Annotated in this window: 29 protein-coding genes, 3 tRNA genes and 1 pseudogene; 19 read left to right on the top strand and 14 right to left on the bottom strand. The window is 60.9% G+C overall.

All coding sequences use genetic code 11. From position 1 onward, the window contains the following. Positions 1-20: 20 nt before the first annotated feature. The gene (locus NPS29_RS04360; protein WP_274130943.1) at positions 21-1349 is read right to left on the bottom strand and encodes an OprD family porin; all 1329 of its coding nucleotides are present in this window, start codon (positions 1347-1349) and stop codon (positions 21-23) included. Positions 1350-2109: 760 nt separating this feature from the next. On the opposite strand from NPS29_RS04360, the gene NPS29_RS04355 reads away from it, so the two are divergent. The 9 genes from NPS29_RS04355 (at position 2110) to NPS29_RS04315 (ending at position 8271) form a co-directional block, all read left to right on the top strand. Then, a complete protein-coding gene (locus NPS29_RS04355) occupies positions 2110-2691 on the top strand; it encodes a cytochrome b (protein WP_274130942.1) in 582 nt (193 codons plus the stop codon). 152 nt (positions 2692-2843) lie between these two features. Further along, positions 2844-3344 carry a tetratricopeptide repeat protein gene (locus NPS29_RS04350; protein ID WP_274131142.1) on the top strand — a complete coding sequence of 167 codons (501 nt, stop codon included), beginning with the start codon at positions 2844-2846 and terminating at the stop codon, positions 3342-3344. 65 nt (positions 3345-3409) lie between these two features. Further along, positions 3410-3907 (top strand): RNA polymerase sigma factor, encoded by a 498-nt coding sequence (locus tag NPS29_RS04345; protein ID WP_274131141.1) that lies wholly within the window; start codon positions 3410-3412, stop codon positions 3905-3907. Then, positions 3904-4692, top strand: a complete 789-nt coding sequence (locus NPS29_RS04340) for an anti-sigma factor family protein (protein WP_274130941.1) — start codon at positions 3904-3906, stop codon at positions 4690-4692. The genes NPS29_RS04345 and NPS29_RS04340 overlap by 4 nt, the downstream gene beginning before the upstream one ends. Positions 4693-4825: 133 nt before the next feature. Beyond that, on the top strand, positions 4826-5212 hold the full coding sequence (copC, locus tag NPS29_RS04335) for a copper homeostasis periplasmic binding protein CopC (protein WP_274130940.1): 387 nt from the start codon (positions 4826-4828) through the stop codon (positions 5210-5212). A 4-nt stretch (positions 5213-5216) separates the two neighbouring features. Further along, a complete protein-coding gene (copD, locus tag NPS29_RS04330; RefSeq protein WP_274130939.1) occupies positions 5217-6086 on the top strand; it encodes a copper homeostasis membrane protein CopD in 870 nt (289 codons plus the stop codon). 111 nt (positions 6087-6197) lie between these two features. Then, positions 6198-7304 carry a bifunctional DNA-binding transcriptional regulator/O6-methylguanine-DNA methyltransferase Ada gene (gene ada, locus NPS29_RS04325; protein ID WP_274130937.1) on the top strand — a complete coding sequence of 369 codons (1107 nt, stop codon included), beginning with the start codon at positions 6198-6200 and terminating at the stop codon, positions 7302-7304. A gap of 50 nt (positions 7305-7354) precedes the next feature. Further along, a complete protein-coding gene (locus NPS29_RS04320; RefSeq protein ID WP_274130935.1) occupies positions 7355-7804 on the top strand; it encodes an antitoxin Xre/MbcA/ParS toxin-binding domain-containing protein in 450 nt (149 codons plus the stop codon). Continuing rightward, the gene (locus tag NPS29_RS04315; protein ID WP_274130933.1) at positions 7804-8271 is read left to right on the top strand and encodes an RES family NAD+ phosphorylase; all 468 of its coding nucleotides are present in this window, start codon (positions 7804-7806) and stop codon (positions 8269-8271) included. Before NPS29_RS04320 ends, NPS29_RS04315 begins: the two co-directional genes overlap by 1 nt. A gap of 5 nt (positions 8272-8276) precedes the next feature. Here the strand turns inward: NPS29_RS04315 and NPS29_RS04310 are convergent, their stop codons facing one another. Both NPS29_RS04310 and NPS29_RS04305 read right to left on the bottom strand, forming a co-directional pair. Continuing rightward, entirely contained in the window at positions 8277-9260 is a 984-nt protein-coding gene (locus NPS29_RS04310) for an MDR family oxidoreductase (protein WP_274130931.1), read from the bottom strand. A gap of 60 nt (positions 9261-9320) precedes the next feature. Then, positions 9321-9959, bottom strand: coding sequence for a TetR/AcrR family transcriptional regulator (locus tag NPS29_RS04305; RefSeq protein ID WP_425312438.1), 639 nt, complete (start codon positions 9957-9959; stop codon positions 9321-9323). 100 nt (positions 9960-10059) lie between these two features. On the opposite strand from NPS29_RS04305, the gene NPS29_RS04300 reads away from it, so the two are divergent. The 7 genes from NPS29_RS04300 to NPS29_RS04270 all read left to right on the top strand — a co-directional run bounded on the left by NPS29_RS04300 (position 10060) and on the right by NPS29_RS04270 (position 18193). Beyond that, positions 10060-11142, top strand: coding sequence for an NAD(P)H-dependent flavin oxidoreductase (locus tag NPS29_RS04300; protein WP_274130930.1), 1083 nt, complete (start codon positions 10060-10062; stop codon positions 11140-11142). Positions 11143-11284: 142 nt separating this feature from the next. Beyond that, positions 11285-12052, top strand: coding sequence for a molybdate ABC transporter substrate-binding protein (gene modA / locus NPS29_RS04295; protein WP_274130928.1), 768 nt, complete (start codon positions 11285-11287; stop codon positions 12050-12052). Continuing rightward, positions 12053-12733: a molybdate ABC transporter permease subunit gene (gene modB / locus NPS29_RS04290; RefSeq protein WP_274130927.1), complete on the top strand. Its 681-nt coding sequence runs from the start codon at positions 12053-12055 to the stop codon at positions 12731-12733. A gap of 3 nt (positions 12734-12736) precedes the next feature. Further along, positions 12737-13825 (top strand): molybdenum ABC transporter ATP-binding protein, encoded by a 1089-nt coding sequence (modC, locus tag NPS29_RS04285; protein WP_274130926.1) that lies wholly within the window; start codon positions 12737-12739, stop codon positions 13823-13825. Positions 13826-13962: 137 nt separating this feature from the next. Continuing rightward, positions 13963-15021: a DNA topoisomerase IB gene (locus tag NPS29_RS04280; protein ID WP_274130925.1), complete on the top strand. Its 1059-nt coding sequence runs from the start codon at positions 13963-13965 to the stop codon at positions 15019-15021. A gap of 64 nt (positions 15022-15085) precedes the next feature. After that, a complete protein-coding gene (locus NPS29_RS04275; RefSeq protein WP_274130924.1) occupies positions 15086-17662 on the top strand; it encodes an excinuclease ABC subunit UvrA in 2577 nt (858 codons plus the stop codon). A 51-nt stretch (positions 17663-17713) separates the two neighbouring features. After that, positions 17714-18193: a hypothetical protein gene (locus tag NPS29_RS04270; protein WP_274130923.1), complete on the top strand. Its 480-nt coding sequence runs from the start codon at positions 17714-17716 to the stop codon at positions 18191-18193. 25 nt (positions 18194-18218) lie between these two features. Here NPS29_RS04270 and yecR read toward each other — a convergent pair whose 3' ends face one another. Next, entirely contained in the window at positions 18219-18506 is a 288-nt protein-coding gene (yecR, locus tag NPS29_RS28805) for a YecR family lipoprotein (protein ID WP_425312437.1), read from the bottom strand. A gap of 109 nt (positions 18507-18615) precedes the next feature. Here yecR and NPS29_RS04265 point away from each other — a divergent pair, with 109 nt between their 5' ends. After that, the gene (locus NPS29_RS04265; RefSeq protein WP_274130922.1) at positions 18616-18795 is read left to right on the top strand and encodes a hypothetical protein; all 180 of its coding nucleotides are present in this window, start codon (positions 18616-18618) and stop codon (positions 18793-18795) included. A 384-nt stretch (positions 18796-19179) separates the two neighbouring features. On the opposite strand, the gene NPS29_RS04260 is transcribed toward NPS29_RS04265, so the two are convergent. The 3 genes from NPS29_RS04260 to NPS29_RS04250 form a co-directional block, all read right to left on the bottom strand. Continuing rightward, a tRNA-Leu gene (locus tag NPS29_RS04260) sits at positions 19180-19266 on the bottom strand. A 164-nt stretch (positions 19267-19430) separates the two neighbouring features. Next, positions 19431-19955, bottom strand: coding sequence for a hypothetical protein (locus NPS29_RS04255; RefSeq protein ID WP_274130921.1), 525 nt, complete (start codon positions 19953-19955; stop codon positions 19431-19433). Next, positions 19913-20197, bottom strand: a complete 285-nt coding sequence (locus tag NPS29_RS04250; RefSeq protein ID WP_274130920.1) for a DUF1778 domain-containing protein — start codon at positions 20195-20197, stop codon at positions 19913-19915. The genes NPS29_RS04255 and NPS29_RS04250 overlap by 43 nt, the downstream gene beginning before the upstream one ends. A gap of 454 nt (positions 20198-20651) precedes the next feature. On the opposite strand from NPS29_RS04250, the gene NPS29_RS04245 reads away from it, so the two are divergent. Next, a complete protein-coding gene (locus NPS29_RS04245; RefSeq protein WP_274130919.1) occupies positions 20652-20891 on the top strand; it encodes a CopG family ribbon-helix-helix protein in 240 nt (79 codons plus the stop codon). Beyond that, positions 20881-21165, top strand: a complete 285-nt coding sequence (locus NPS29_RS04240) for a type II toxin-antitoxin system RelE/ParE family toxin (protein WP_274130918.1) — start codon at positions 20881-20883, stop codon at positions 21163-21165. Before NPS29_RS04245 ends, NPS29_RS04240 begins: the two co-directional genes overlap by 11 nt. A gap of 127 nt (positions 21166-21292) precedes the next feature. Here NPS29_RS04240 and NPS29_RS04235 read toward each other — a convergent pair. The 7 genes and pseudogenes from NPS29_RS04235 to NPS29_RS04200 form a co-directional block, all read right to left on the bottom strand. Further along, positions 21293-22198, bottom strand: a pseudogene (locus NPS29_RS04235) (Y-family DNA polymerase); the annotation flags it as partial. A 377-nt stretch (positions 22199-22575) separates the two neighbouring features. Then, positions 22576-22649, bottom strand: a tRNA-Cys gene (locus NPS29_RS04225). 46 nt (positions 22650-22695) lie between these two features. After that, positions 22696-22771 (bottom strand) — tRNA-Gly (locus tag NPS29_RS04220). Positions 22772-22832: 61 nt separating this feature from the next. Next, positions 22833-23393 (bottom strand): CDP-diacylglycerol--glycerol-3-phosphate 3-phosphatidyltransferase, encoded by a 561-nt coding sequence (gene pgsA / locus NPS29_RS04215; protein ID WP_274130917.1) that lies wholly within the window; start codon positions 23391-23393, stop codon positions 22833-22835. A gap of 32 nt (positions 23394-23425) precedes the next feature. Beyond that, positions 23426-25249, bottom strand: a complete 1824-nt coding sequence (gene uvrC / locus NPS29_RS04210) for an excinuclease ABC subunit UvrC (RefSeq protein WP_274131139.1) — start codon at positions 25247-25249, stop codon at positions 23426-23428. Between the two features lies 1 nt (position 25250). After that, the gene (gene gacA, locus NPS29_RS04205) at positions 25251-25895 is read right to left on the bottom strand and encodes a response regulator transcription factor GacA (protein WP_274130916.1); all 645 of its coding nucleotides are present in this window, start codon (positions 25893-25895) and stop codon (positions 25251-25253) included. Positions 25896-26097: 202 nt separating this feature from the next. Continuing rightward, positions 26098-26463, bottom strand: coding sequence for a helix-turn-helix domain-containing protein (locus NPS29_RS04200; protein ID WP_274130915.1), 366 nt, complete (start codon positions 26461-26463; stop codon positions 26098-26100). Positions 26464-26532: the final 69 nt, after the last annotated feature.

Genomic DNA, 26532 nt, shown 5'->3' with positions numbered 1-26532 from the left:
TTTCGTTTGCCTGCAGACGATCAGAACACGTTGATCGGGTAATCGGCGATCAGACGCAATTCGTTGTTATCGCCTTCAGCCTGATCGGCGTTGGCGCGGTGGAAAGACTGGCGCAAGCGCAGCGACAGGTCTTTGGCAGGGCCTGCCTGAACCACGTATTTGGCCTCGATATCAGTCTCGTGGTGTTTGCCGTCATCGCCGTAGCCGTAGTTCACGTAGGTGCTGTTGGCTGGCATGTGCGAGCCGTCGATATCATCACCGGTGATGTAACGCGCCATGAAACTGAGCCCCGGAACACCATAACTGGCCATGTTCAGATCATATCGGGCCTGCCACGACTTCTCGCCCGGGCCGTTGAAGTCCGAATATTGAACCGAGTTGGCAAGGAAGATCGAGTCGGCAGTATCGCCCGGGCCGTTAATCCCGAAAGCCACATAATCGAAGGGGGTATCGCCATGAACTTTCTGGTACGCAAGTGTCACTGTGTGCGCGGTGAGGAATGAATAAGCCGCTGCCAGCGACCAGGTGGTGTTGCTGATATCCCCGGCCTTGGCGGAACCGGCATCGTTGGTGCGGTAGATATTGAAATCGAAGTTCAGCGACTGATCGCTGGTGATCGGCTGGGTGTAATTGATATTGCCGTAGTACTGATCCCAGACATCCTTGAGGTTCGAGCCATAGAGGCTGGCGGTCAAGTTGTCGTTGAAGGTGTATTTGCCGCCCGCATAATCGATGCTAGATGCCGTAACGCCAGCATAGGATGCATAGATATCGTGATCATGGTTGGTGGTGACCGGGCCGTTGCCGCCGGTGAAGTGACCGCCATCGAGTTCCAGTCCGGCGATATCGCTGCTCAACAGGTTGAAGCCGGTGGCCGTTTGCGGGAACAGGCGCGAACCACCCGCTGCGAAGACTGGCGCGGCAGGCATCAGGTCGCCGTAGCGCAGTTCTGTCTTGGAAATCCGCATCTTGATGGCACCGCCCGCCGTGCCGTATTCATCTTCCGGGTCGCCGTGGCGGTCGACCGGCAGGTTACCGGTGCCCGCCGTTCCCGCACCGCCGTCCAGCTTGATGCCCCAGTAGCCGTAGGCGTCAACGCCGAAACCGACGGTGCCCTGGGTAAAACCGGAGCTGAAATTGCCCAGCACACCCTGGGTCCAGTCCTTGCGGTCGCCACCGCCGTTCTTGCCATCGCGGTTGAAGTAATAGTTCTTCAGATGCACGGTCAGGCTGCTGTCTTCGACAAACCCCTTGGCTTCGGACTGGTCGCTGACAACACCCGCCGATGCCAGTTGACTGACGCCCAGCGACACCGCGAGCGTCACCAGATTCCATTTTACGAAGGTCATTATTATCCCCTGTCTCAATTATGGCCCAACGTTCCGCGAACCCGGAATACGGGGCATCCCCCTGAATTCAGGCGAAGTTCGAAACGTGTGGAATACGCGCTATGGCAGATGGGCTAAATACATCGAACCGTATTGACAAACACGGCAAAACTACAGGCTTTCAGCCCATTTCCTTATTGTTTCATGAGGCGCTGGACGCCCCGTTCTAGCGGGGTTGCTCCCCCGACGCGAAAAACTTTTAGCATTTTTCAGCCGGGCGGTTGATAAATGAGGGGTGATAGTCACTATCGATCTTCATAATAGTGAGATGCGCCGAACCGGTGTTACCGTTGTCGGCGATGAGGCAGTTGGCTCTATCGCCTGATGACTCCGCAGCATCAGGCAATCGAATCATGCTCCACTTCATCATTCCTTTGGTAAGACTTTTTAGCCACCTCACGTCAGTGCGGTGGCTTTTTTTATTTTTAAATTATTGTTCATGTTCGCTGCACTATCCGGTTAATTCACCCTGAACTAACACAGTTGCCAGCTTAGTTCAACAACCTGAAATCCCCCGCTTACCTGTAGGAGTGAGCTTGCTCGCGATAGCTCTCGTCGAGGCGGCAATTCTGCGTCGTCTGGCACAGAGCATCGCGAGCAAGCTCACTCCTACAGGGGCTGCGTCGTACCGGAAGATTCAACCGGTGCAAAATACTTTGCAACCTTGCGAATAACCCTCCCCCCTGAGGTGTTCATTTCGTGACACCCACAGGGATCTTTCATGAACAGTACGATTTCCGGCCTCGGCAGTGCCGTTTCTCAACGTTATGACCGTCTGACCCGCGCCTTTCACTGGCTGACGGCCGCCCTGGTGGTTTTCATGTTCGCCAGTGCCCACATCTGGGAAACCCTGCCCAAAGGCACGCCGCTGCGCAAAGGGTTGCAATCGGTGCATATCTCGCTGGGCATCGCTATGGCGGTGTTGATCGTGGCGCGCATTGCCTGGCGTCTGCTGGGTACTCATCGCCCGCCAACCAACATTCATCCGGCGCTCAATCTGGCGGCCCGCCTCGGCCACGGGGCGCTGTACCTGCTGCTGGTGGCGCAAGTGGTGCTGGGATTTGCGTTTCGCTGGGCGCAAGGCGAGCCGTTCAGTTTTTTCGGGCTGTTCCCAATCCCTGCACCGTTTGCCATCAGGCACGATCTGCGCGGCACCCTGGGCGGCCTGCATGACAACGTTGCCTGGGCAATCATCCTGCTGGCCGGTCTGCACGCCGGCGCGGCGCTGTGGCATCACTACATCGTCGGCGACAGCACCTTGCGCAGCATGCTGCCGGGGCAACGGGGCGACATCCGAGGCTGAAGATTCAAATGCCGGGAATAAACCGGACCGATTGACTGTTTCATGTATGGCTGCTGCAGTTTTCCCGATCTGATTGGTTACGGAGCATGACAACAATGAGAACCTGCTACCCACACGCTTTCAGCTACCGCACATTGCTCGTCGGCGCCTGCATGGCCATGGCGCTGCTGAGCGGCCAGGCCCTTGCCTCTGGCGGGGGCAGCGACGATGAGGCACCGCGCAAGCCCAACTGCCCCAAAGGCCAGGTGTGGGACAGCAAGACCCACAAGTGCACGATGCAGACCAGCAAGGCGACCTCCGATGAGGATCGCACCGACTACGCCTACCGCCTGGCCAAGGACGGACGCTACGAAGAAGCGCTGTCGCTGCTCGATACGCTGAAAAATCCGGACACCGCCAAGGCGCTGAACTATCGTGGATATGCAACGCGCAAACTGGGCCGCACCGACGAGGGCATCGGCTACTACCTCAAATCTGTCGCGCTGGACCCCAAATACGCGCAAGTGCGCGAATACCTGGGCGAAGCGTATGTGATCAAGGGGCGCGTGGATCTGGCCAAGGAGCAACTGGCCACGATCGAAACGCTGTGCAGCAGGACGTGTGAAGAATACGAGGACCTGGCTGCGGCAATTGCCGCCGCGCCCAAGACCTGAGTCCCAGACCACTGGCGAGATTTCGGGAGGCTGCTATAGCCACAGACGCTGATTTTCGAAGCGAACTGGGCCAGTTGTTGCCACGTTTGTGGCGCTACGGGTTAGTGCTGTCCAGACAAAAGCACCTGGCCGACGATCTGGTACAGGCCACCTGCGTCCGGGCGCTGGAGCGTGCCGACCAGTTCATGGCTGGCACCCGCCTGGACCGCTGGTTGCTTTCGATCATGCATTCGATCTGGCTCAATGAAATCCGCTCGCAGCGGGTGCGTCAGGGCCAGGGTTTCGTCGATGCCGAGCAGGAACTGTCGTTTGACGGCGAAACCCTGGCGCAGGATCAGGTGTTGGCGGCGCAGGTGATCAAGCGCGTCAACGCCCTGCCCGAGGCACAACGGGAAACGGTCTTTCTGACGTACGTCGAAGGGCTTTCATACAAAGAGGCTGCCGAGATTCTGCATATCCCGGTCGGCACGGTGATGAGCCGGCTGGCCGCTGCACGCTTGAAACTGGCTGAAACCGCAACACAACGCGCCATGTCGGATAAATCGACAGGAGAACGGCGATGACTCACAGCAACGCGCACTCCCCACCTTCGGACGAACTGCTGGTGGCCTATCTGGACGGCGAACTGGACCGGGAACAGCGCCAGGCCGTCGATCAATGGTTGCGCACAGATGCGCCGGTTGCCGAACGCCTTGACCAGCTCAAGGGCGGGGATCTGCCATTTCGGGACGCCTTCGACTCGCTGCTAAAGGAAGCACCGACCGACCGCCTGCAGGCCATGCTCGATTCACTGCCGCCTGCAGCAGCGCCACAGCACAGGGCAACCATGAGCCGTCGGGGTTTCCTGGCCACCGCGGCCAGCTTCGTGGTGGCCGGCATCGCCGCCGACCGGCTGTTTCTCAACTGGCAGAATGCCGAGCCTGATGACGGCTGGCGTGCGTCGGTGGCGGAGTACATGGCGCTTTATACCCCGCAGACGCTGGACAACCTCAACCTCGACGAGCGCACCCACAGCGCCCAGCTCAGTGCGGTGGGCAATCAACTGGGGCTGCCTTTGACGGCTACGGCGGTAACCCTGCCGGGCGCGGAATTCCGCCGCGCACAGATTCTCGACTACGAAGGCGTACTGATCGGCCAGTTGACCTACCTGGACCCGCGCCATGGCCCGTTGGCCCTATGCATCACCACCACCAAGGGCGGCACCGATTCGCTGACCAGCGAGGAGCGCTCCGGCATGCATGTGGTGTACTGGTCCAACCAGACTCACGCCTTCATGATCGTGGGCCGCAACCCGTACGAAGACCTGCGCATCATGGCCCGCAGCGCGCAGAAAGGTCTGCCGGCCTGACAAATGAGGTGATTCACTGGAGTCGGCAGTCCGTTTCTGGTCTAGTAGCGTTCGAATTTCGAGAATCGATGCCCATCGGTTCCTGCCATGAACGTTGCTGCAACACGCTGCCGCACAACCAGAGGTCCCCTTGATGTCTGCCCATCGCGTAAAGCAAGCCCTTTCCTGCCTCTCTCTGCTGGCCTGCCTCACCACCTCTTCCGCCTTCGCCCATGCCCATCTGGAAAGCCAGTTGCCTGCCGCCGACAGCGAGGTCACGTCGCCCAAGGAACTGCGTCTGAATTTTTCCGAAGGCGTGGAAGAGAAATTCACCAAGGTCGCCATCAGCCTCGACGGCCCCGGTGAAAGCACCGAAATCATCCAGACCCAGAGCGTCGCCACCGACCCTGCCAACAAGAAGGTGCTGATCGTCGTCCCGGCGGTGCCGCTCGCGCCGGGCAAGTACAAGGTCGAATGGCACGCGGTGTCGGTCGACACCCATAAGAGCGAAGGCACCTATCGCTTCAAGGTGACGCCATAACGCCATGCAAGATGGATTGATCCTGTGTCGATTCGTGCATTTCGGCGCAGTCCTCCTACTGTTTGGTATCGGCCTGTTTCGCCACCTGCTGTTCACCAGGGCCCTGCCAGCGTTCGAAGCCAGCCCCGCAAGCCGGCGCCTTGACCGGGCGCTGGGCTGGATGGCGGGGGTGGCGCTGCTCAGTGCGCTGAGCTGGCTGATGCTGACCGCTGCCAACATGACCGATAGCTGGCACGATGCAACGGACCCGCACACCCTCGCCCTGGTCCTGACCCACACTTTTTTCGGGCATGTGTGGGTCCTGCACCTGTTGCTGAACGTACTGTTGGTGTTCTGTGGCTTTGCCTTGCGCAACCGGCCCCGGCTGTCGCTGCTGTTGGCCGGCCTGCTGCTGTTGACGCTGGCCCCGGTCGGCCATGGGGCCATGTATGACGGCATTACCGGGCAACTGCTGATTTTCAACCAGATGTTGCACCTGATCGGTGTCGCCACCTGGCTCGGCGGCCTGATTATGCTGGCCACGCTGCTCCTGGGTTCTGCTACGGTGGACCTGCGGGCCGTGCTGGGGCGATTCAGTGGCATCGGCTATGGCCTGGTGGCGCTGATTGTCGCCACCGGGATGATCAACGTGCGCGCCCTGAGCGGTGCGCTGTGGCCTGCGCCGGCCCTCTCGGGCTTTGGCCTGGTGCTGGGCGTCAAGGTCGCGATGGTGCTGTGCATGCTGGTTCTGGCGGGCATCAATCGCCAACTGGCGCGCAATCAGGTGCTGAACCTGGGCTGGCTTCGCATCAGCGTGCTGCTGGAATGCCTGTTCGGCGCCGCAGCGCTGGGCGCCGTGTCACTGTTGGGCACCCTGCCACCGATGCTGGCCTGAATTTGAGCGCAAGACTCGGAGTTTCACCCCCGGCGACCGGCGCTAAGCTGCGGCACATCAGGACCAATGCGGAGTAACACAGCGATGGGACGCAGCAAACCACAGCCAGCAATGAACGCAAAAACCCACGAAACCCAGCACGATCCGCGCTGGGCCGCAGTGCTCGCCCGTGACCCGGCCGCCGACGAACAATTCGTCTACGCCGTGCGCACCACGGGCATCTACTGCCGGCCCAGCAGCGTTTCGCGCCTGCCTCGGCCCGAGAACGTGGTGTTCTTCGACAGCGCCGAGCAGGCCGAGGCCGCAGGCTTTCGTCCGAGCAAACGCGCGGCCACCGACCAGACCGATCTGGCCCGCCAGCACGCCGCGTTGGTCGAGCGTGTCTGTCGGCAGATCGCCCAGGCCGACCAGCCTCCAAGCCTGCATGAACTGGCCCTTGAATCGGGCATGAGCCCCTGGCACCTGCATCGCATCTTCAAAGCCGTAACCGGACTGACACCCAAGGCCTGGGCCAACGCCAACCGGGCTGATCGGGTGCGCAGCCGACTGGTCCAGCCCCAGGCACAGTCGGCCAGCATCACCGATGTCATGTATGACTCAGGCTTCAACTCCAACAGCCGGTTTTACGAAACCAGCGGCAAGTTGCTGGGCATGAAGCCATCGGACTACCGCAAGGGCGGCGCCAACGCCGATATTCATTTTGCGGTGGGCGAGTGCTTTCTCGGCGCGATTCTTGTCGCCCAGAGCCAGCGCGGCGTGTGCGCAATCCTGCTGGGCGATGACCCCAACCAACTGGTGCAGGACCTGCAGGACCAGTTCCACAGCGCCCGGCTGATCGGCGGCGATGCGCAGTTCGAGAGGCTAATCGCTCAAGTGGTCGGGTTCATCGAAGCGCCGGGCATCGGCCTGGATTTGCCGCTGGATCTGCAAGGCACGGCGTTCCAGCAGCGGGTGTGGCAGGCCCTGGCGCAGATTCCACCGGGCTGCACGGTCAGCTACGCCGAGATTGCCCAGCGCATCGGCGCGCCGAAATCGTTTCGCGCTGTGGCTCAGGCCTGTGGGGCGAACAGCCTGGCCGTGGCCATCCCTTGCCATCGTGTGGTGCGCAGCGACGGCGGTCTGTCGGGTTATCGCTGGGGCGCGGAGCGCAAACGCCAGTTGCTGGACCGCGAAGCACGGGAAAATGCCTGTAACAGCTTGGCGCTTGAGAAACCCTGACAGAGGCGTAACGTCCGGTGTTCTTGATACCTGCATCGAGGACTACGCAAGTGCCCGCCATCTCCCAAGCAGTGAACAACGAGGCAAGCTCGGCATTCTGGCTGATCGCCGACCAGCTCAACAACCGCAACGAAAGCGAACGCCTGGCCTATATGCGCACCGGCTTCCCGCCGGGATGGGTCAAGGCGGTGCGCAACGCCTTCCACCTTAGCAACGGCCAGCTCGAAGCGCTGCTCAGCAGTTCGGTTTCAACCCTCGAGCGGCGCCTGCGCCAACACCGGCCGCTGGACCTGGTGGGCTCCGAACGGCTGGACCGGGTCGCCGCCCTGGCTGTCCGGGCGGCCGAAGTCCTCGATGATCAACACGCCGCGCAACGCTGGATGGTGACGCCCAACCGGGCTCTGGACGACCAGATCCCCATCGTGTTGTGCATGACCGAAATCGGCGGCGCCCAGGCCAGCCGTGTGCTCGCGGCGCTGGAACATGGCGGAGTGCTCTGATGCTGGCCTGGAAAATCGGCAAGGCGGCGCAGATTCACGACCTGTCCGGCGCGGGCCCGGCTGTCATTGGCGGGCGCTGGAATCTTCCCGATCATCCCGCGCTCTACCTCAGCCTGAGCCCCGCCGCAGGTGCTCTGGAACTGTTCATGCTGGCCGGCGAGATGCCGCGCCTGCCTCTCAGACTCATGCACCTGCGACTGCCCGAGGATCCGGCGCTGTACCAGCACATCGCAGCCGAATCTCTGCCAGCGGGCTGGAACGCGTCGCCGGCGGACCAGCCCAGCATGGATTTCGGCACGCAGTGGCTGGAGCGCCGCGAACAGCTGGGTCTGATCCTGCCGTCGGTGGCGATGGAGCAGAACCGTTGTCTGCTCGTCAACCCGCTGCACCCGGCTGCAAGCCTCATCGAGGTGCTGCGCATCGACGATGTCGACCCGGGTCGGCATTGCATCGCCAACAGCGGCTGAGGGTGTCAGCGTTGCAGATTGACCACGACCCGGCCGCGTACTTCGCCCTTCATCAGGCGCTCTGCGGTCTGCACCACGTCCTCCAGGCCGATTTCCTGAGTAATCAATGCCAGCGCGTCGCGATCCAGGTCGGTAGCCAGACGCGCCCAGGCGTCGATGCGGTCCTGACGGGGGCGCATCACACTGTCGATTCCCGCCAGGGTGACGCCGCGCAGGATGAAAGGGGCAACGGTGGCCGGAAACTCCATGCCCTGAGCCAGGCCGCACGCCGCGACCACACCCCGGTAGCGCGTACTGGCGCAGATATTTGCAAGGGTGTGGCTGCCCACCGAATCGATCGCCCCTGCCCAGCGCTCTTTGGCCAAAGGCCGGCCGGGCTCGGACAGGGTCGCCCGGTCGATGATCTCGGCAGCGCCCAGTTGCCTGAGGTAGTCGGCTTGCTCCGGTCTGCCGGTGGAGGCAACCACGCGATATCCCAGCCGCGCCAGAATCGCGATGGAGAAACTGCCCACGCCGCCGTTGGCGCCGGTGACCAGGATCTCGCCCTTGTCAGGCGTTACCCCGTTCTTCTCCAGCGCCATCACCGCCAGCATCGCGGTGTACCCGGCCGTACCAATCGCCATGGCCTGCGACGCAGTGAACGCCTCGGGCAGCGGGATCAGCCATTTGCCCTCCAGGCGCGCCCGTTGCGCCAAGCCGCCCCAATGGCCCTCACCCACGCCCCAGCCGTTGAGCAACACCTGATCGCCAGGCTTGAAATCCGGGTCGCTGCTCTGCTCGACTGTTCCCGCCAGATCAACGCCCGGCACCATGGGAAACTTGCGCACGATCGGGCCCTTGTTGGTAATCGCCAGCGCGTCCTTGTAGTTGAGCGTGCTGTAGGCCACGTTCACGGTCACATCGCCGGAAGGCAACTGCGCGTCGTCGATGGTGCTGAGTTTGACGCTGTAACCGGCGTCGTCCTTGTCGATCAGAATTGCCTTGAACATATGAACCTACCTTTTAGACCGATCGTCTATAACCATCCGTTAAAAAACAGGGCCGTGATATCAGCGCGGCAGACCGCGCAGGAACCCGGCGATGAAGGTATTGAGTGGACTGTCGTTCTGCACCAGGCGCGCGCGCAACACTGCACCTTCCCAGCCAATCCAGAAATAGGCGGCCAATTCCGCGCAGTTGGCACTGCGCGGCAACTCACCCGCCTGCATGGCTGCGTCAAAACACGCGCTCAAGCGCCGTTGCCAGTCCAGAAAGATGGTTTCCAGGGCATCACGAAAGCCTTCGGGCAGCACCGTGACTTCCTGCCCCATATTGCCCACCAGGCAACCCCGGCGGTACCCGTAGCGCGCCATGCTGACCTTCGAGTGCTGGACGAAACCGGCCAGGCGCTCCAGCGGCGACAGCGTCTCATCGAGCAGCCAGCGGTCGAGGCGGCGAGCGAAATACCCGGCGTAACTGTCCAGAACGGCCAGACCGTAGACTTCCTTGCTGGAAAAATAATGGTAGAACGAGCCTTTGGGCACACCGACGCGCTTGAGAATGCCGTCGATGCCGGTGGCCATGAAGCCCTGCTCGGTGAGCACTTCAACACCGCAACGGATCAGCGCTTCGCGGGTATCGAAGTCGTCAGGGCGAGCGGTTTTCGGGGGGCGCCCCGGGCGTCTGGGTTTTGCGATCATGTCATTCATGGGGTTGCATATTAGACCGACCGTCTATTAAATCAACCCGAACGTTTGAAATGACCACAAATCATATTTGCACTCTTTCACTGCCCCGGAGAACCTGCCCATGATCGCCTGGCCTGACACCCGCATCCTCAAGCTGCTCGGCATCGAAGTCCCGATCCTGCTCGCGCCCATGGCGGGTGCCGCCGGGTCGGCCCTGGCGATTGCCGTCGGCAAGGCTGGCGGCCTGCCATCCCTGCCCTGCGCCATGCTCAGCCATGAGCAGATCCGTGAAGAAGTCGCGCTGATCCGGGCCGGGACCCATGCGCCGCTGAACCTCAACTTCTTCAGCCACCAGAATCCGCAAGCCAACCCGGCGGCCGATGAGGCCTGGAAACAACTGCTCAAGCCCTACTACCAAGAGCTGGGCGCTGACTTCGACGCGCCGACACCCAAGTCCAACCGCGCGCCTTTCGACGAGGCCAGTTGCGCGCTGGTCGAAGAGCTCAAGCCTGAAGTCGTCAGTTTCCACTTTGGCCTGCCCAGCGAGGACTTCGTACGCAGGGTCAAGGCGGCTGGTGCCATCGTCATCTCCTCGGCGACCACCGTTGACGAAGCGATCTGGCTGGAGCAACGCGGTTGCGACGCGATCATCGCCATGGGCAACGAAGCAGGCGGACATCGCGGCATGTTCCTGAGTGACCAGCTCTACACCCAGGTCGGCACCATGGCGCTGGTACCGCAGATTGCCGACGCCGTGAGCGTGCCGGTGATCGCTGCCGGCGGCATTGCCGACAGTCGCGGCATCGCTGCAGCCTTCATGCTCGGCGCCTCAGCCGTACAACTGGGCACGACGTATCTGTTCAGCCCTGAGGCCAAGGTCTCCAAGCTGCATCAGGCCGCCCTTGCCAATGCCAAGGACAGCCAGACCGCCGTTACCAACCTGTTCACTGGCCGCCCTGCGCGGGGCATCGTTAACCGCATCATGCGCGAAATCGGCCCGATCAGCGCCGCTGCACCGGCCTTCCCTACCGCAGGCGGCGCACTGATGCCGCTGCGCGCCCAGGCCGAGCCTCAGGGCAACGACGGCTTCATGAACCTGTGGGCTGGCCAGGCGGTGGGCATCAAACACCAATTGCCTGCCGAGGAGCTGACCCGTCAGTTGGCGGTGCAAACCCTGGAGAAACTGGGTGGCCTGCGAAACTGATTGAAAAGCGCAACTGATTGAATGCGCAAAAGAACAGGCTTCCTTGAAGTGATGACTCGCTATATATTCGGGTGTATAGCGTTTGGCCGGTATCTGGCCGACATGAGTCATCACTTCATAAAAAACAACACGGAGCCGTTCCATGCGCGTCACATCCCTTCGCGTCACCCTCAACACCCTCGCCCTCACCTTTGCGGCCCTCTCGGCCAGCAGTGCCTTCGCTGATGAAGTCCAGGTGGCCGTCGCCGCCAACTTCACCGCCCCCATCCAGGCCATCGCCAAGGATTTCGAAAAGGACACCGGACACAAGCTGGTCGCCTCCTTTGGCGCCACCGGCCAGTTCTACACCCAGATCAAGAATGGCGCGCCGTTCGAGGTTTTCCTGGCGGCTGATGACACCACCCCGGCCAAACTGGAAAGCGAGAACGAGATCGTCAAGGGTTCGCGCTTCACCTACGCCGTCGGCACCCTGGCGCTGTGGTCGGCCAAAGACGGCTACGTCGACGACAAGGGCGAAGTCCTGAAGAAGAACGAATACCAGCACCTGTCCATCGCCAACCCGAAAGCTGCGCCTTACGGTCTGGCCGCCACTCAGGTCCTGGAAAAACTCGGCCTGACCGACGCCACCAAAGCGAAAATCGTCGAAGGCCAGAGCATCGCCCAGGCCTACCAGTTCGTGCAGACCGGCAACGCCGAGCTGGGCTTCGTCGCCCTGTCCCAGGTGTACAAGGATGGCAAGCTGACTGGCGGCTCCGCGTGGATCGTCCCGGCCAACCTGCATGAGCCGATCAAGCAGGACGCGGTCATCCTCAACAAAGGCAAGGACAACGCTGCTGCCAAGGCGCTGATGGAATACCTCAAGGGCCCGAAAGCCGCTGCCGTTATCAAGTCGTTCGGATACCAGCTGTAAATGCCGCTGGACAGTGCCGACCTCGCTGCGATCTGGCTGACGCTGAAACTGGCGTCGCTGACTACCGTGATCCTGTTGATCGTCGGCACGCCCATCGCGTTGTGGCTGGCGCACACCCGGTCCTGGCTCAAGGGACCGATTGGCGCGGTGGTGGCATTGCCACTGGTTCTGCCACCGACCGTCATCGGCTTCTACCTATTGCTGTTGCTCGGCCCCAACGGTGCGCTGGGTCAGTTCACCCAGAGCATTGGCCTGGGGACCCTGACCTTCAGCTTCACAGGGCTGGTGATCGGATCGGTGCTGTACTCCATGCCGTTCGTGGTGCAGCCGCTGCAGAATGCCTTCGTCGCCATCGGCCCGCGACCGCTTGAAGTCGCAGCCACCCTGCGCGCCAGCCCCTGGGACACGTTCTTTTCGGTGGTCCTGCCGCTGGCCCGCCCCGGCTTCATTACCGGCGCGATCCTTGGCTTTGCCCACACCGTGGGCGAGTTCGGCGTGGTGCTGATGATCGGTGGCAACATTCCGCAGAAAACCCGGGTCGTCTCGACGCAGATCTACAACCACGTCGAATCCCTGGAGTATGCCCAAGCTCACTGGCTGGCCGGTGCCATGCTGGTGTTCTCCTTCCTTGTTCTGTTGGCGCTCTACTCCAGCGGCAAGACCAAATCGGCCTGGAGCTGACCCATGAACACGGCACTCGAAGTCCGCCTGAAAGTGGACTTTCCTGAATTTTCCGTTGACGTCGATCTGCACCTGCCCGGGCGCGGCGTCACGGCGCTGTACGGCCACTCGGGCTCGGGCAAGACCACCTGCCTGCGCTGCATCGCCGGGTTGGAAAAAGCTTCGCAAGCGTTCATCCGCGTCAACGGCGAGGTCTGGCAAGACAGCGCCAAAGGTATCTTTCTGCCCACCCACAAGCGCCCGTTGGGCTATGTGTTTCAGGAAGCCAGCCTGTTCCCGCACCTCACTGTGCGCAACAACCTGACCTTCGGCCTGAAACGCATCGCCCCCGGCGAACGCAAGGTCAACCTGGAACAGGCGACGACACTGCTGGGGATCGATCATCTGCTGGAGCGCCAGCCTGACAAACTCTCTGGCGGCGAACGCCAGCGCGTCGGCATCGCCCGCGCGCTGCTGACCAGCCCTCGCCTGCTGTTGCTCGATGAGCCACTGGCCGCACTGGATGCGCCGCGCAAGCGGGAAATCCTGCCGTATCTTGAGCGGCTGCACGATGAGCTGGATATCCCCATGCTCTACGTCAGCCATTCCCAGGACGAAGTGGCGCGGCTGGCCGATCATCTGGTGCTGCTCAGCAACGGCCAGGCGCTGGCGAGTGGGCCGATTGGCGAAACCCTGGCACGGCTGGACCTGCCCCTGGCGATGGACGATGACGCCGGGGTCATCATCGAAGGCGCGGTGAGTGCCTACGACAGCGCCTACCACCTGGTGACCGTCAAGCTGCCGGGCAGCGACCTGACGATCCGCGTCGCCCACGCGCCCCTGCAGGCAGACAAGCCCCTGCGCCTGAAAGTCCAGGCCCGCGACGTCAGCCTCAGCCTGCAACCCGACAGCCAGAGCAGCATCCTCAATCGCCTGCCCGTTACCGTGGTCAGCGAGGCCGCCGCCGACAATACCGCCCACGTGCTGGTACGCCTGGATGCCCAAGGCACCCCGCTGCTGGCGCGCATCACCCGCTATTCCCGGGATCAGTTGCAACTGCATCCGGGGCAAATGCTGTGGGCGCAGATCAAGTCGGTGGCGTTGTTGGCGTAAAGACCGCTACCGACCCCCCGTAGCAGCACGGCTTGCCGGCGGGAGCGATTTCAGAAGCACCACCGGATTGAAGAATACTCGGCACTGCGGCGCCCCTGCATGGTCAACGTTAAGACCAGCCCCAAGGATTGCCGCCCATGCCCGACGCCACCTACAGGGAAGACCTGCCCAAGGATCTGCACTACGTCGACGACAGCCAACCGGGGCTGACGCGTAAGATCCTGCGCGGCAAGTTTGTCTACTTCGACCGCGACGGCGAGCGCATCCGCGATGAGGCCGAAATCAAGCGCATCAACGCTCTGGTGATCCCGCCTGCCTACACCGATGTGTGGATCTGCGCCGACCCGCGCGGGCATTTGCAGGCCACCGGTCGCGATGCCCGGGGCCGCAAGCAATACCGTTACCACCCGCGCTGGCGTGAGGTGCGCGACGAGAACAAATACTCGCGCATGATCGCCTTCGGGCTGGTGCTGCCCAAGGTGCGCAAGCAACTGGAAGCGCAACTGGCCGCACCCGGCATGGGCCGCGAGAAAGTCATGGCGGCGGTGGTGTCGCTGCTGGACCAGACCCTGATCCGCATCGGCAACAGCCAATACGCCCGCGACAACCGCTCCTACGGCCTGACCACCCTGCGCAACAAACATGTCGATGTCCACGGCAGCAAGATCCTCTTCGAATTTCGCGGCAAGAGCGGCGTGGAGCACCGGGTCAGCGTCACCGACCGGCGCCTGGCCAACATCATCAAACGCTGCATGGAGCTGCCCGGCCAGAACCTGTTTCAGTACCTGGACGACGAAGGCCAGCGCCACAGCGTCAGCTCCTCGGACATCAATCAGTACCTGCACGACCTGACCGGCGCCGACTTCACCGCCAAGGACTACCGCACGTGGGCCGGCAGCGCCATGGCCCTGGCCACGCTGCGCAAACTCGACTGGGAGCCCGAGGCCGATGCCAAGAAGCACATCGTCGCCATGGTCAAGGAAGTCGCCCGTCTGCTGGGCAACACCCCCGCCGTCTGCCGCAAGTGCTATATCCATCCGGCGGTTCTGGAGGCCTTCGTGGTGGGCGAACTGGCTAAACTGCCCCGCCTGCGACAACGCAAGGGCCTACGCCTTGAGGAGGCGGCACTGGCCGGGTTTCTCAAGGGCTTGCAGGCCGCCGAGGCACTGCAAATAGCCAGCGAAAAGAAAACATGAACCTGCACGCTGCCCACTCAACCGGTAAGCTGCCTGCTGAAATCCTTCGACACTGGGCCCTTCGATGACCACTGCGCCACACCTGCCTGACGACGCCACCCGAGCATCCGCTTCCTTCACCGTGGCCCCTGACCTGCCCGGTTTTGTTCGAGTGCGCGGCGCCCGGGAGCACAATCTCAAGGACGTGGACATCGACATTCCGCGCGATGCGCTGGTGGTGTTCACCGGCGTTTCGGGCTCGGGCAAGTCATCGCTGGCGTTTTCGACGCTGTACGCCGAAGCCCAGCGCCGCTATTTCGAATCGGTCGCGCCCTATGCGCGGCGCCTGATCGATCAGGTCGGCGTACCCGACGTGGACTCCATCGAAGGCCTGCCGCCGGCCGTCGCGCTGCAACAGCAACGGGGAACGCCCAGCACGCGCTCCTCGGTGGGCAGTGTGACGACCTTGTCGAGCCTGATTCGCATGCTCTACTCCCGCGCCGGTCAGTACCCGGACGGCCAGCCGATGCTCTACGCCGAAGACTTCTCGCCCAACCTGCCCCAGGGCGCATGCCCTGAGTGTCACGGCCTGGGCCGGGTCTATGAGGTGCCGGAAGAGCTCATGGTGCCCGATGATTCCCTGACCATTCGCCAGCGGGCCGTGGCTTCCTGGCCGCTGGCGTGGCAGGGCCAGAACCAGCGTGACATCCTGGTCACCCTCGGCTACGACGTCGACATCCCCTGGCGCGATCTGCCGAAAAAACAGCGCGACTGGATTCTGTTCACCGAAGAACAACCCACCGCTCCGGTCTACGCAGGCCTGACACCGGCAGAAACACGTACCGCCCTCAAGCGTAAATTTGAGCCCAGTTATCAAGGCACATTCATCGGCGCCCGACGCTACGTCCTGCACACCTTCACCCACTCGCAAAGCGCGCTGATGAAAAAGCGCGTATCGCAATTCATGCGCGGCAGCCCCTGCCCGCTCTGCGACGGCAAGCGCCTGAAACGCGAAGCCCTGTCAGTGACCTTCGCCGGGCTGGACATCGGCGAGCTGTCGCAGATGCCGCTGCTGCGCCTGGCCGAAGTGCTGCGTCCGGTGGCCATGGAAAGCGCCTGCGACGACCCGGCCAACCCCAGCCTGTCTATCGAGAAACGCCTGGCGGCCCAGCGCATCGCCCAGGACTTGCTGGCGCGGGTCAGCACCCTGACCGACCTTGGCCTGGGCTATCTGGCGCTGGATCGCAGCACGCCGACGCTGTCATCGGGCGAGCTGCAGCGTCTGCGCCTGGCGACACAATTGGGCTCGCAGTTGTTCGGTGTAATCTACGTGCTCGATGAGCCCTCCGCCGGCCTGCACCCGGCCGACAGCGAAGCCCTGTTCGCGGCACTGCAACAACTCAAGGCCAGCGGCAATTCGCTGTTCGTGGTCGAGCACGATCTGGAAACCATGCGCCGCGCCGATTGGCTGGTCGATGTCGGCCCCGCAGCTGGCGAGCATGGCGGTCGGGTGCTGTACAGCGGCCCGCCGGCAGGTCTCGCACAGATCGAGGCTTCACGCACCCGCCTGCACCTGTTCGCCGAGCACAGCCAGTTGCGCACAGAACGGCGCAAAGCCAGGCAATGGCTGCGCCTGGAAGGCATCACCCGCAACAACCTCACTGACCTTTCTGCCGAGTTTCCGCTGGGCTGCTTCACCTCGGTCACCGGCGTTTCCGGTTCAGGCAAGTCCAGTCTGGTCAGCCAGGCCCTGCTGGAACTGGTCGGCGCCGCACTGGGCAGCACCAATGCCAGCAACGACCAGGAAGAGCCGAGCCTGGAAGACGACACGCCGCAACCCACAACAGGTCGCATCGCAGCCGGCCTTGAATCGATCAAGCGCCTGGTACAGGTCGACCAGAAACCCATTGGCAGAACGCCGCGCTCCAACCTCGCCACCTACACCGGACTGTTCGACAACGTGCGCAAACTGTTCGCCGCGACCGACGATGCGAAGGCTGCCGGTTACGACGCCGGGCAGTTCTCCTTCAACGTCGCCAAAGGTCGTTGTGAAGTCTGCGAGGGCGAAGGCTTCGTCAGCGTCGAACTGCTGTTCATGCCCAGCGTCTACGCACCCTGCCAGACCTGCCACGGCGCCCGTTACAACCCGCAGACACTGGCCGTACGCTGGCACGACCTGAACATTGCCCAGATCCTGCAACTGACCGTCGATCAAGCGGTGGAAGTATTCGCCGAGCAACCCGCAGTGCTGCGCTCCCTGACCGTACTGCGCGACATCGGCCTGGGCTACCTGCGCCTCGGCCAGCCCGCGACGGAGCTCTCCGGCGGCGAAGCCCAACGCATCAAACTCGCCACCGAACTGCAACGCAACCCTCGCGGCGCCACCCTCTACGTGCTCGACGAACCCACCACCGGCCTGCACCCCAGCGACGTCGACCGCCTGCTGGTGCAACTCAACGCACTGGTCGACAACGGCCACAGCGTCATCGTCGTCGAGCATGAAATGCGCGTCGTCGCACAGAGTGACTGGGTGATCGACATCGGCCCGGGCGCAGGCGACCAGGGCGGCAACATTGTCGCCAGCGGCACGCCGGAGAAAGTCGCCAAGGCCAAGGCCAGCCGCACAGCGCCATTCTTGCGTGCAGTGTTGGCAGGGATCTAATTCCCGCCCACGCGGTCCGACGATACACGCAAACCACCCAAGGACAGATTCATGAAACGGATTTCCACCGCTGCACTCCTGCTATTGATGCTCTGCGGCTGCACCACCCCCGGCTCAAGCGTGAAAGACAAGATCTGGTACGCCGAAAAAGAACAGCCGGCGCGAGTGCCCTGGCACGTCTACCTGATGTTCAAGGACGATAACCATTTCATCTGGTGGCGCACCGTCGAAGGCCCCGACGCGGTGCTGAAGAAGTTCGATGCCTACACCCACGACAACGGGCCCGGCGTCGATTCACCGGTTAGCTACGTTCGCACAGGCGACCGCATCACAGCGCAGTCCCGCGACTCCGTGCACAGCAAGACAGGCGAAACGATCTTCACCGACATTCGGACATTCGATGGCCGATTCGTGGGTGACAGGCTGGAGATGGACTATCAGATGACCACCGTACGACCCGACCGCCCTTCGACTGAGGAGCGGGTGATTCGGTGGTCGTTGAAGCGGTTGAGTGGCGTGGGTGGGGAGTGACTCTGAGGACAATCAAAGCCCCCCCCTACTGCCCCATGATGATCCGGTACCGCCGCTGATACTCCTCGTACGAGACGTTCTCCTGCGTCAGCTTTTGTACTTGCTCGCGCTGGAAGTCCTCTTTGCTCATCGGGGCGGAAGCCATCGGCGTGCCAGACCCAAGGTAATTCACAGGTTGCGACACCTGCCCAAGATTGCCCAGGCACTGGTACTTGATCGAAACCTGCCACGCCGAACACTCGCCAAACCCTCGTCGAGCCTGACAGGTTTGCGTCTTTCCACCGAAAGGCTCGGCGTCGGCATAGCCCCTCAATCACTTCGCAGCACGAAACTTCCGGATTAGTCATATGGTTCAGTCGTCAAGCCACTTGTACGCGCTTACAGTTGAGGCGTTTCAACGAAGCACGTAAGAAGGAGGCCCCATGCCGTTCAACAACAGATCTCAGCGCCAAGTCCAGAGCCTGCGACGTATGCGCGAGTGGCACCTCAGCCAGGCCGTGAAGGCGAAGATTGACGGAAAAATCGAGGAATCGGATTACCACTACCGGTATTACGACCTGCTCGGCCCGGCGGTCGAGGTGGCGACACCGGCAAGCCGCTGATCAATGCCTTTTAGGGCCGGACTGCTCAGTGAATCGAATGCTCGCTCGCAGGCGAGGCCGGCCATTCTGGATTCCAAAAGCTTTAACCAGCTCTCCCGCACGCTTTTCAGAGCGCTGGAGCAGGTGGGAGAGCATCGTTGGCGCGAGTGGCTGACGCGCCTCACTGGGCAGTTCCGGCCTTCGCGGCTTGGCCTGCTTGACGGCCGTGTCAGGCAGGACATTGGTACATCACCTGGGCAATCGAACTCAACATGTGCTGGTGAATGCACTAAACATTGCGCGTAGGCAGGAGAGGAGTTGGTAAGCATTGATTGCAAAAAGCCCCGCGTGGCATAGGCCAGCGGGGCTTTTTGAGAAGGACTTAGCGCCCTTGGGAATCGCAATTGGTGCCCCGAGCCGGAGTCGAACCGGCACATCCTTTCGGACGACGGATTTTAAGTCCGGTGTGTCTACCAATTTCACCATCAGGGCGGTAGCACGTGTGCGTTGTCAGAGCAGCCCAACTGATAAGCTGTGGGTGCCGACAAGAGGTGGGAATATATACATCCCTACCCGGTGAAGCAAGCTTGAATGGCGTCTAAATGCGTCTGGACCTAAATTTCATGCGGATAAAAAAGCTCCGCAAAATCAAGGCCCTACTGCATCAGCGAAAGCATCATAGTCATGGGTGAAAGCTCAGGACAAGGAACGAAGCCTGCATGCCTGGCATAGTAGGTCACAAGGCTTTCGTTCAAGGGATGCACAATCACGGCGACTGACCCGATGATCTCGGAGGCTACGATGCAGCGTTCGATGGCGTCCGCCAACAGCGCGAGCGACAGACCACATCCACCCGCCCTTAGCGAAACGCCCATTCTCCCAAGAATTGTCACAGGCAATGGATCTGGAGCGTGACGGCGCATCTTTGCGGTTGTGCCATGCCGACGATCCACTGCTCCATTGGAGAGCGTGTAGTAACCGGCGATGTTGTGAGTACCTTTGAAACAGACCACGTAAACCATAGCGTGTTTCGCCTGCTGCGCCTTGAGCGCTTTGGCTCGCAGGTATTCGTTGATCGAAGCTTCACCACAGTCGAAGTCATCGGTGATGTGAAGCGCATTCAGTTTTTCCGGTGGGCTCAGCTCCAGGGCTTTGGCCTTGCGAGCAGTTTCTTCACGCATTCGTTGCCCCCCAACGGGTTATCTGCAAGCGCCCTCTCGAATCGGTCAAACGCCTCATCGCCCAGTAAAAATAGCCTGCGATCCAGCAGGACCTCCTCGGCACGCTTACAAGCGGCGTCGATGATGAAACTGGTCCGGTCAGTACCGAGCAGTTCAACCGCAGCATCGATCAGGCTTCTTTTCCTGGTATCGACCCGCATGTTGATTGGAACGGGTTTCTCACGCTCTAACGGTTGGTTCATGGTCTGGTTTCCTCTCCAGGGTGTTGCACGGCCGTGCACACAGATGGCTGGTGACTTGGCACAACGGGGGTGTCCTTCCATTGACACAGTGACGGGCAAATCGCAGTTGGATGCTAACATCCTGTATAGCTATCGTATAGCTGTATAGCAAATGCACTTACGATCTGCACGCGACTAGCAAAAAATGCACAGTGGACTCGTTCAACGACCTGACTAATCCGACTACTAAAATCAGCAATTTCAATCAGTGACACGATTTTTCATTCCACAGGCAAGAAAATTCCCACCCCTTGGACGTCCCTTTTTTCAAGGAGGCGGGTTGGGTTGCAGAAGCGATTTCAAATGTTGTTTTGTTACTAATTGGTCTTTAACCACCTACACTTCGAGGTCGCAAAAATACGTACCGTATGGCAGAGTATTGCTATGTAATACATTTTCATACAAAGGTGAAATCATGTCGATGATGTCGCTACGCATACCCGATGAACTGGCTGAAACCCTGGCTTCGCTCGCCAAAGCCACAGGACGAAGCAAATCCTTTCTGGCCATTGATGCTCTGCGTGAGTATCTGAGCCGAGAGGCCTGGCAAATCGCAGAAATCCAAAAAGCGGTAGCAGAAGCGGATGCTGGCGATTTCGCCACAGACGAAGAAGTAGACGCGGTCTTGAGGAAGTGGTCCAACGATGCGGGTTGAGTGGCTAAGGACTGCTTTAAAAAATCTGGATGATGAAGCTGCATACATTGCGAAAGATAATCCCCAAGCCGCCTCAGAGTTCGTGAGGGCCATAGCGGCAAGCGTGGATCAACTCTCAACATTCCCAGCCAGCGGAAGGACCGGGCGTGTAGCCGGAACAAGAGAGTGGCCCGTTCCAACCTTCCCCTACCTCATCCCCTACCGTGTTCGATCAGGACGACTTCAAATCCTGCGTATTTTTCATACAAAACGATTACCCCCATCCCAATGGTGATGGTGCCTACCAGACCATTAATAACAGCTCTTTTTTTGGTTGGGCATCAGGCTAAGCTAGCTGGGAGTTCCATGCTCGCTGCCTATTCATAAGAGATCCTGCAGTACCGCAGATGATCATTGGCCGTCACAGGATTTTCTTCGAGATTCATGAAGAACAGCGCGCCGTTGGCGTACTTGGCTTCCTCCAGGTTGAACATGCCGTTGCGGGTGCTCACCCTGACCTTCTTGCACATCGAACCCTGGGCGCGGATTTTTTCGGTCGCACGTTGGGTGTAAGTGCCCACCGCCTCGCGAATGGGCTCGATATCGGTCACGCGCTTGCCGAACATCCGGCTGCAGCAGATCTCCTGCTTCGGAGGATCGGCCTCGCTCAGCTCCAGGCACGGCGTGCCAGCCAGTTCCCTCGCGGTTTTCTCGATGACCACGCTGAACTCCTGTCGTAGCGTCCAGGCGTCGGCTTTCGCCAGATCCATTGCCGTCTTGATACCCAGCACTTCCAGATGCGCCTTCATGCGCTTGCCCACGCCCCAGACCTCTCCGACTTCAGTGTTACGCAGGGTACAATCACGCTTGAAAGGGTCACAGATATCGCCCACGCCGCCGGTCTGGCCCAGCAAGCGCTTCGCGGTGTGGTTCGCCAGCTTCGCCAGCGTCTTGGTACGAGCAATTCCTACTCCAACCGGGATGCCGGTGTCCTTGTGGATGCATGTGAGAATCGCGCGTCCAAACTCAGTAAGGTCGCCGGGAATGCCAGTCAGATCGGCAAAGCACTCGTCAATCGAGTAGATCTCGGTGGCCGGCACCATCAACTCGATGACTGACATCACGCGCTCACTGATATCGCCGTAGAACGCATAGTTGCTGCTGGACGCCACCACACCATTACGCCGAAGTTGATCCTGTATCTGGAAATACGGTTGCCCCATCTTCACGAACGGCTTGGCGTCGTAGCTGCGTGCGATCACACAGCCATCGTCAGTGGAGAGCACCACGATTGGCGTTTTCGCCAGATCCGGTCGGAATACCCGCAAGGCTCATCACAAACACATCGGGTCTGCGTATGAGCATGGCCATGATGAGCAATCGGTGGGTCGAGGCGAGACATAAGGCTGTAGCTCAGGCTACTGTTGACGTTGATAGTGACCTGGCGGCCAAGATCAGAGCGTTCCAGTTTCGGGATATTCGACCGAAGGCGGCATCGGAAATCGAGGATCTCAGCCAAGCAAGCAGGCTGCTAGGACACTCAAATGAAAAAATCACGAGAGACGTCTACAGGCGTGTTGGGGAGCTTGTCAGTCCAACCAAATAGAAGGGGGTTGCGGAAACGATCACCAAAGTTGCGGAAACGATGGCCGAAATGCCGCCCACAAAAAAACCCGTAAGACGTTGATCTTACGGGTTTTAAATGTGGAGGCCGAGGTCGGAATCGAACCGGCGTAAGCGGATTTGCAATCCGCGGCATAACCATTTTGCTACTCGGCCCCAAACGTACAGTACCCTTACAACTGACACTGAACGCGTTACAAACTGGAGCGGGAAACGAGACTCGAACTCGCGACCCCGACCTTGGCAAGGTCGTGCTCTACCAACTGAGCTATTCCCGCTTGGTGTGGGCGCCATTCTATAGATTCAAATGACGCCGTCAACCCTTTGATTTAAAAAAACTTATTTTTCTTCTGCGGTCGTGCGCAGATGCGGCCATGCGGCGCGCAGATATTGCAGCATCGACCAGAGGGTCAGCCCCGCCGCGACCATGAGCAGGATGTAGCCGAGCACCACCCAGAAGGTAAAGGCTGGCGGGTTGGCCAGCAGGACCACCAGCGCCAGCATCTGCGCGGCGGTTTTCCATTTGCCCAGGTTCGACACGGCGACCTGGGCGCGTGCGCCGATTTCGGCCATCCATTCGCGCAATGCCGAGATCACGATCTCGCGACCGATGATGACGGCGGCGGGCATGGTCAGCCAGAAATTGGCGTGAGCCTGCACCAGCAGTACCAGGGCGACGGCCACCATCAGCTTGTCGGCCACAGGATCCAGGAACGCGCCGAACGGTGTGCTCTGCTCCAGGCGGCGGGCCAGGTAGCCGTCGAGCCAGTCGGTGGCTGCGGCCAGCGCGAACACCGAACTGGCTGCCATGTAGCTCCAGTGATAAGGCAGGTAGAACAACAGAATGAAGATCGGAATCAGCAGGACACGTAATACGGTAATCAGATTAGGGATATTCATCGGCACAACTGGCTACGAGGTGAGCGGGCATTCTACTCGCTGTGCAGGTTTGCATAAATCGACTCTGCGAGCTTTTTACTGATTCCGGGTGCCTTGGCGATCTCTTCGACGCTGGCCCTGGACAATTCCTGCAGGCCACCGAAGTGTTTGAGCAGATCACGACGTCGGGTCGGCCCTACTCCCGCCACGCCCTCAAGGGTCGAGGTGCGGCGGGTCTTGCCGCGTCGGGCGCGGTGGCCGGTAATCGCGAAGCGGTGGGCTTCGTCGCGTATCTGTTGAATCAGGTGCAGCGCCGGCGAGTCACCGCGCAGGGTGAACTCGTGGGCGGCATCATTGAGGTACAAGGTCTCGAAGCCCGCCTTGCGGGTCGTGCCCTTGGCCACGCCGAGCAGGATGAGGTCCGGCACGGCCAGTTCGTTCATGACGTCACGCGCCATGTTGAGCTGCCCCTTGCCGCCGTCAACCAGCAGGATGTCCGGCAGCTTGCCCTCGCCGTCCTTGATCTTGCCGAAACGTCGGGTCAGCGCCTGGTGCATCGCCGCATAGTCGTCCCCCGCCGTCACGCCTTCGATGTTGTAACGACGGTAATCGGACTTGATCGGGCCTTCAGGCCCGAACACCACACAGGAGGCCACGGTGGCCTCGCCGCTGGAATGGCTGATGTCATAGCATTCAAGGCGCTGCGGTGGCTCGTCGAGTTTCAGGACGTCGGCCAGCGCTTCGAAGCGCGCGGCCATGTGCTGACGGTTGGCCAGTCTCGCAGCCAGCGCCTGTTCGGCGTTGGTCACCGCCAGTTGCTGCCAGCGCGCCCGGGTGCCGCGCACGCGGTGGCTGATGGTGATTTCCCGCCCGCGGGACGCATCGATGGCCTCGATCAGCGCGGGGAAGTCCTCGTTGACCACGTTGACGATGACTTCGCTCGGCAGCTCGCGCTCGCCGCCGCCCAGGAAATACTGGGCCAGGAACGCCGACATGACTTCGCCGACCTCTTCCTCGATACCCACCTGCGGGAAGAAGTTCTTGCTGCCCAGCACCCGCCCGCCGCGCACGCTGATCAGGTGCACGCAGGCGCCGCCCGGGTTGACGAACGCGGCCACCACATCGACATCGCCGGTGCCGCTTTCCATGCTCTGCTGGTCCTGAACCCGACGCAGCAGGCCGATCTGGTCGCGCAGTTCGGCGGCATGCTCGAAGTTGAGGTCCATTGCCGCCTTTTCCATCAGCGCGTTCAACTCATCGGTCAGCGCATTGCTGCGCCCCTCGAGGAACATCACCGAGTGGCGTACGTCATCGGCGTACACCTGCGGCTCCACGAAGCCGACGCAAGGCGCCTTGCAACGCTTGATCTGGTATTGAAGGCACGGCCGGGTGCGGTTCTTGTAGAAGCTGTCTTCGCACTGGCGCACGTGAAAGGTCTTTTGCAGGATCGCCAGGCTTTCGCGAATCGCTCCCGCGCTCGGGTAGGGCCCGAAATAGCGCCCCTTGGCCTTCTTCGCACCGCGGTGGATGCTCAAGCGCGGAAACGGCCCATCGGACAGGTGCACGTACGGGTAGGATTTGTCGTCGCGCAGCAGAATGTTGTACGGCGGGCGCGACTCCTTGATGAGCGTCTGCTCCAGCAGCAACGCCTCGGTTTCGTTGGCGGTGATGGTGGTTTCGATCTGGCTGATGCGCCCGACCAGTGCGCTGGTCTTGGGTGCATGGCCGGTCTTGCGGAAGTAGCTGGCAAGACGCTTCTTGAGGTTTTTGGCCTTGCCCACGTAAAGCAGCCGCCCCTCGATATCGAACATGCGATAGACGCCGGGGCGGCCACTGCAGGTGGCGAGAAAGGCACTTGGATCGAACGGTTGGGTCATTTCAGGCGCTGGCATCGACCATGCCGTGACGTACAGCCAGCAAAGCCAGCTCGACATCGCTGCCGATGGATAGCTTCTCGAAGATACGGTAACGGTAGGTGTTCACGGTCTTGGGCGACAGGCACAGCTTGTCGGAGATGGTCTGCACCTTCTGGCAGCCGACAATCATCAGGGCAATCTGGATTTCCCGCTCGGACAGCAGGTCGAACGGCGAATTACTGGTTTGCGGCTGGAAGGACTTGAGCGCCAGCTGCTGGGCGATCTGCGGGCTGATGTAGCGCTGGCCGGCGAACACCAGGCGGATGGCCTGGACCATCTCGGTCAGCCCCGCGCCCTTGGTCATGTAGCCTGCGGCGCCGGCTTGCAGCAATCGGGTGGGGAATGGATCTTCTTCGCAAACCGTCACCGCGACCACTTTGATTTCGGGGTGGCTGCGCAGCATCTTGCGAGTGGCTTCGAGGCCGCCGATGCCTGGCATCTTCACGTCCATCAGCACCACGTCGGGTTTGAGTTCCCGGGCCTTCTTCAGCGATTCCTCGCCCGAATCCGCCTGCCCGACAACCTGCAGACCGTCGATGTCAGCCAGCATCCGCGTGATACCTGTGCGCACCAGATCATGGTCGTCGACAACCAGCACCCTAATCAAGCAAACACCTCACCAAACGATTTATGACGAACGCTCGTCACCTTAGCAAAAAGAAAATGCAGGACCTAGCTCGAAACATTGTTCCAGTGACGAGTTTTCAGAGGCCGTGCGAATGATCTACAACGATGCTGACAAGCTATCATCATCGACCATGAAACTTGCAAAAAATCTTCAAACGTACGCTTGCAGCCAGACAGGACTGTCAGTCCTCCTCTGAAGTGATTTTCTTTTCGGGGCTGTACGTCCCTTTGTATTCCGCCAGGGTCGTGGTCAGGCGCAGGATCGCGTCCCGATCCTCCTTGACCAGCGACCGGTAGCTGCCCAGTACCCACTCCTCGACTTCACTGAGGTTTTCGATGGGCGCAGGCGTGCGCGAACCGGTCAGCACGTACAACACGTCGACGCCCTTGGCAGCCACGGCAGCCAGGTAGTCTGCCTTGGGCGTGCGGTCGCCGCTCTCGTACTTGCCCTGCGCATTGGGCTCCACGCCACCAATTTCTCCGAACGCTCGTTGCGACAGCCCCAAGCGCTCGCGTTCTTCCCTAAGCCGGGCACCAATTCCACTCATTTGAATGCATAACCTTGTTGACCCCATCCTTACGAATGGTAGAATCGAGATAAATTTAAACAGACTTGA

This window comes from Pseudomonas putida (genome assembly GCF_028682175.1).
GTDB classification, from domain to species: Bacteria; Pseudomonadota; Gammaproteobacteria; order Pseudomonadales; family Pseudomonadaceae; genus Aquipseudomonas; species Aquipseudomonas putida_AD.
The sequence above is the reverse complement of the archived record's forward strand: the minus strand, read 5'-3'. Positions and strand labels throughout refer to the sequence as shown.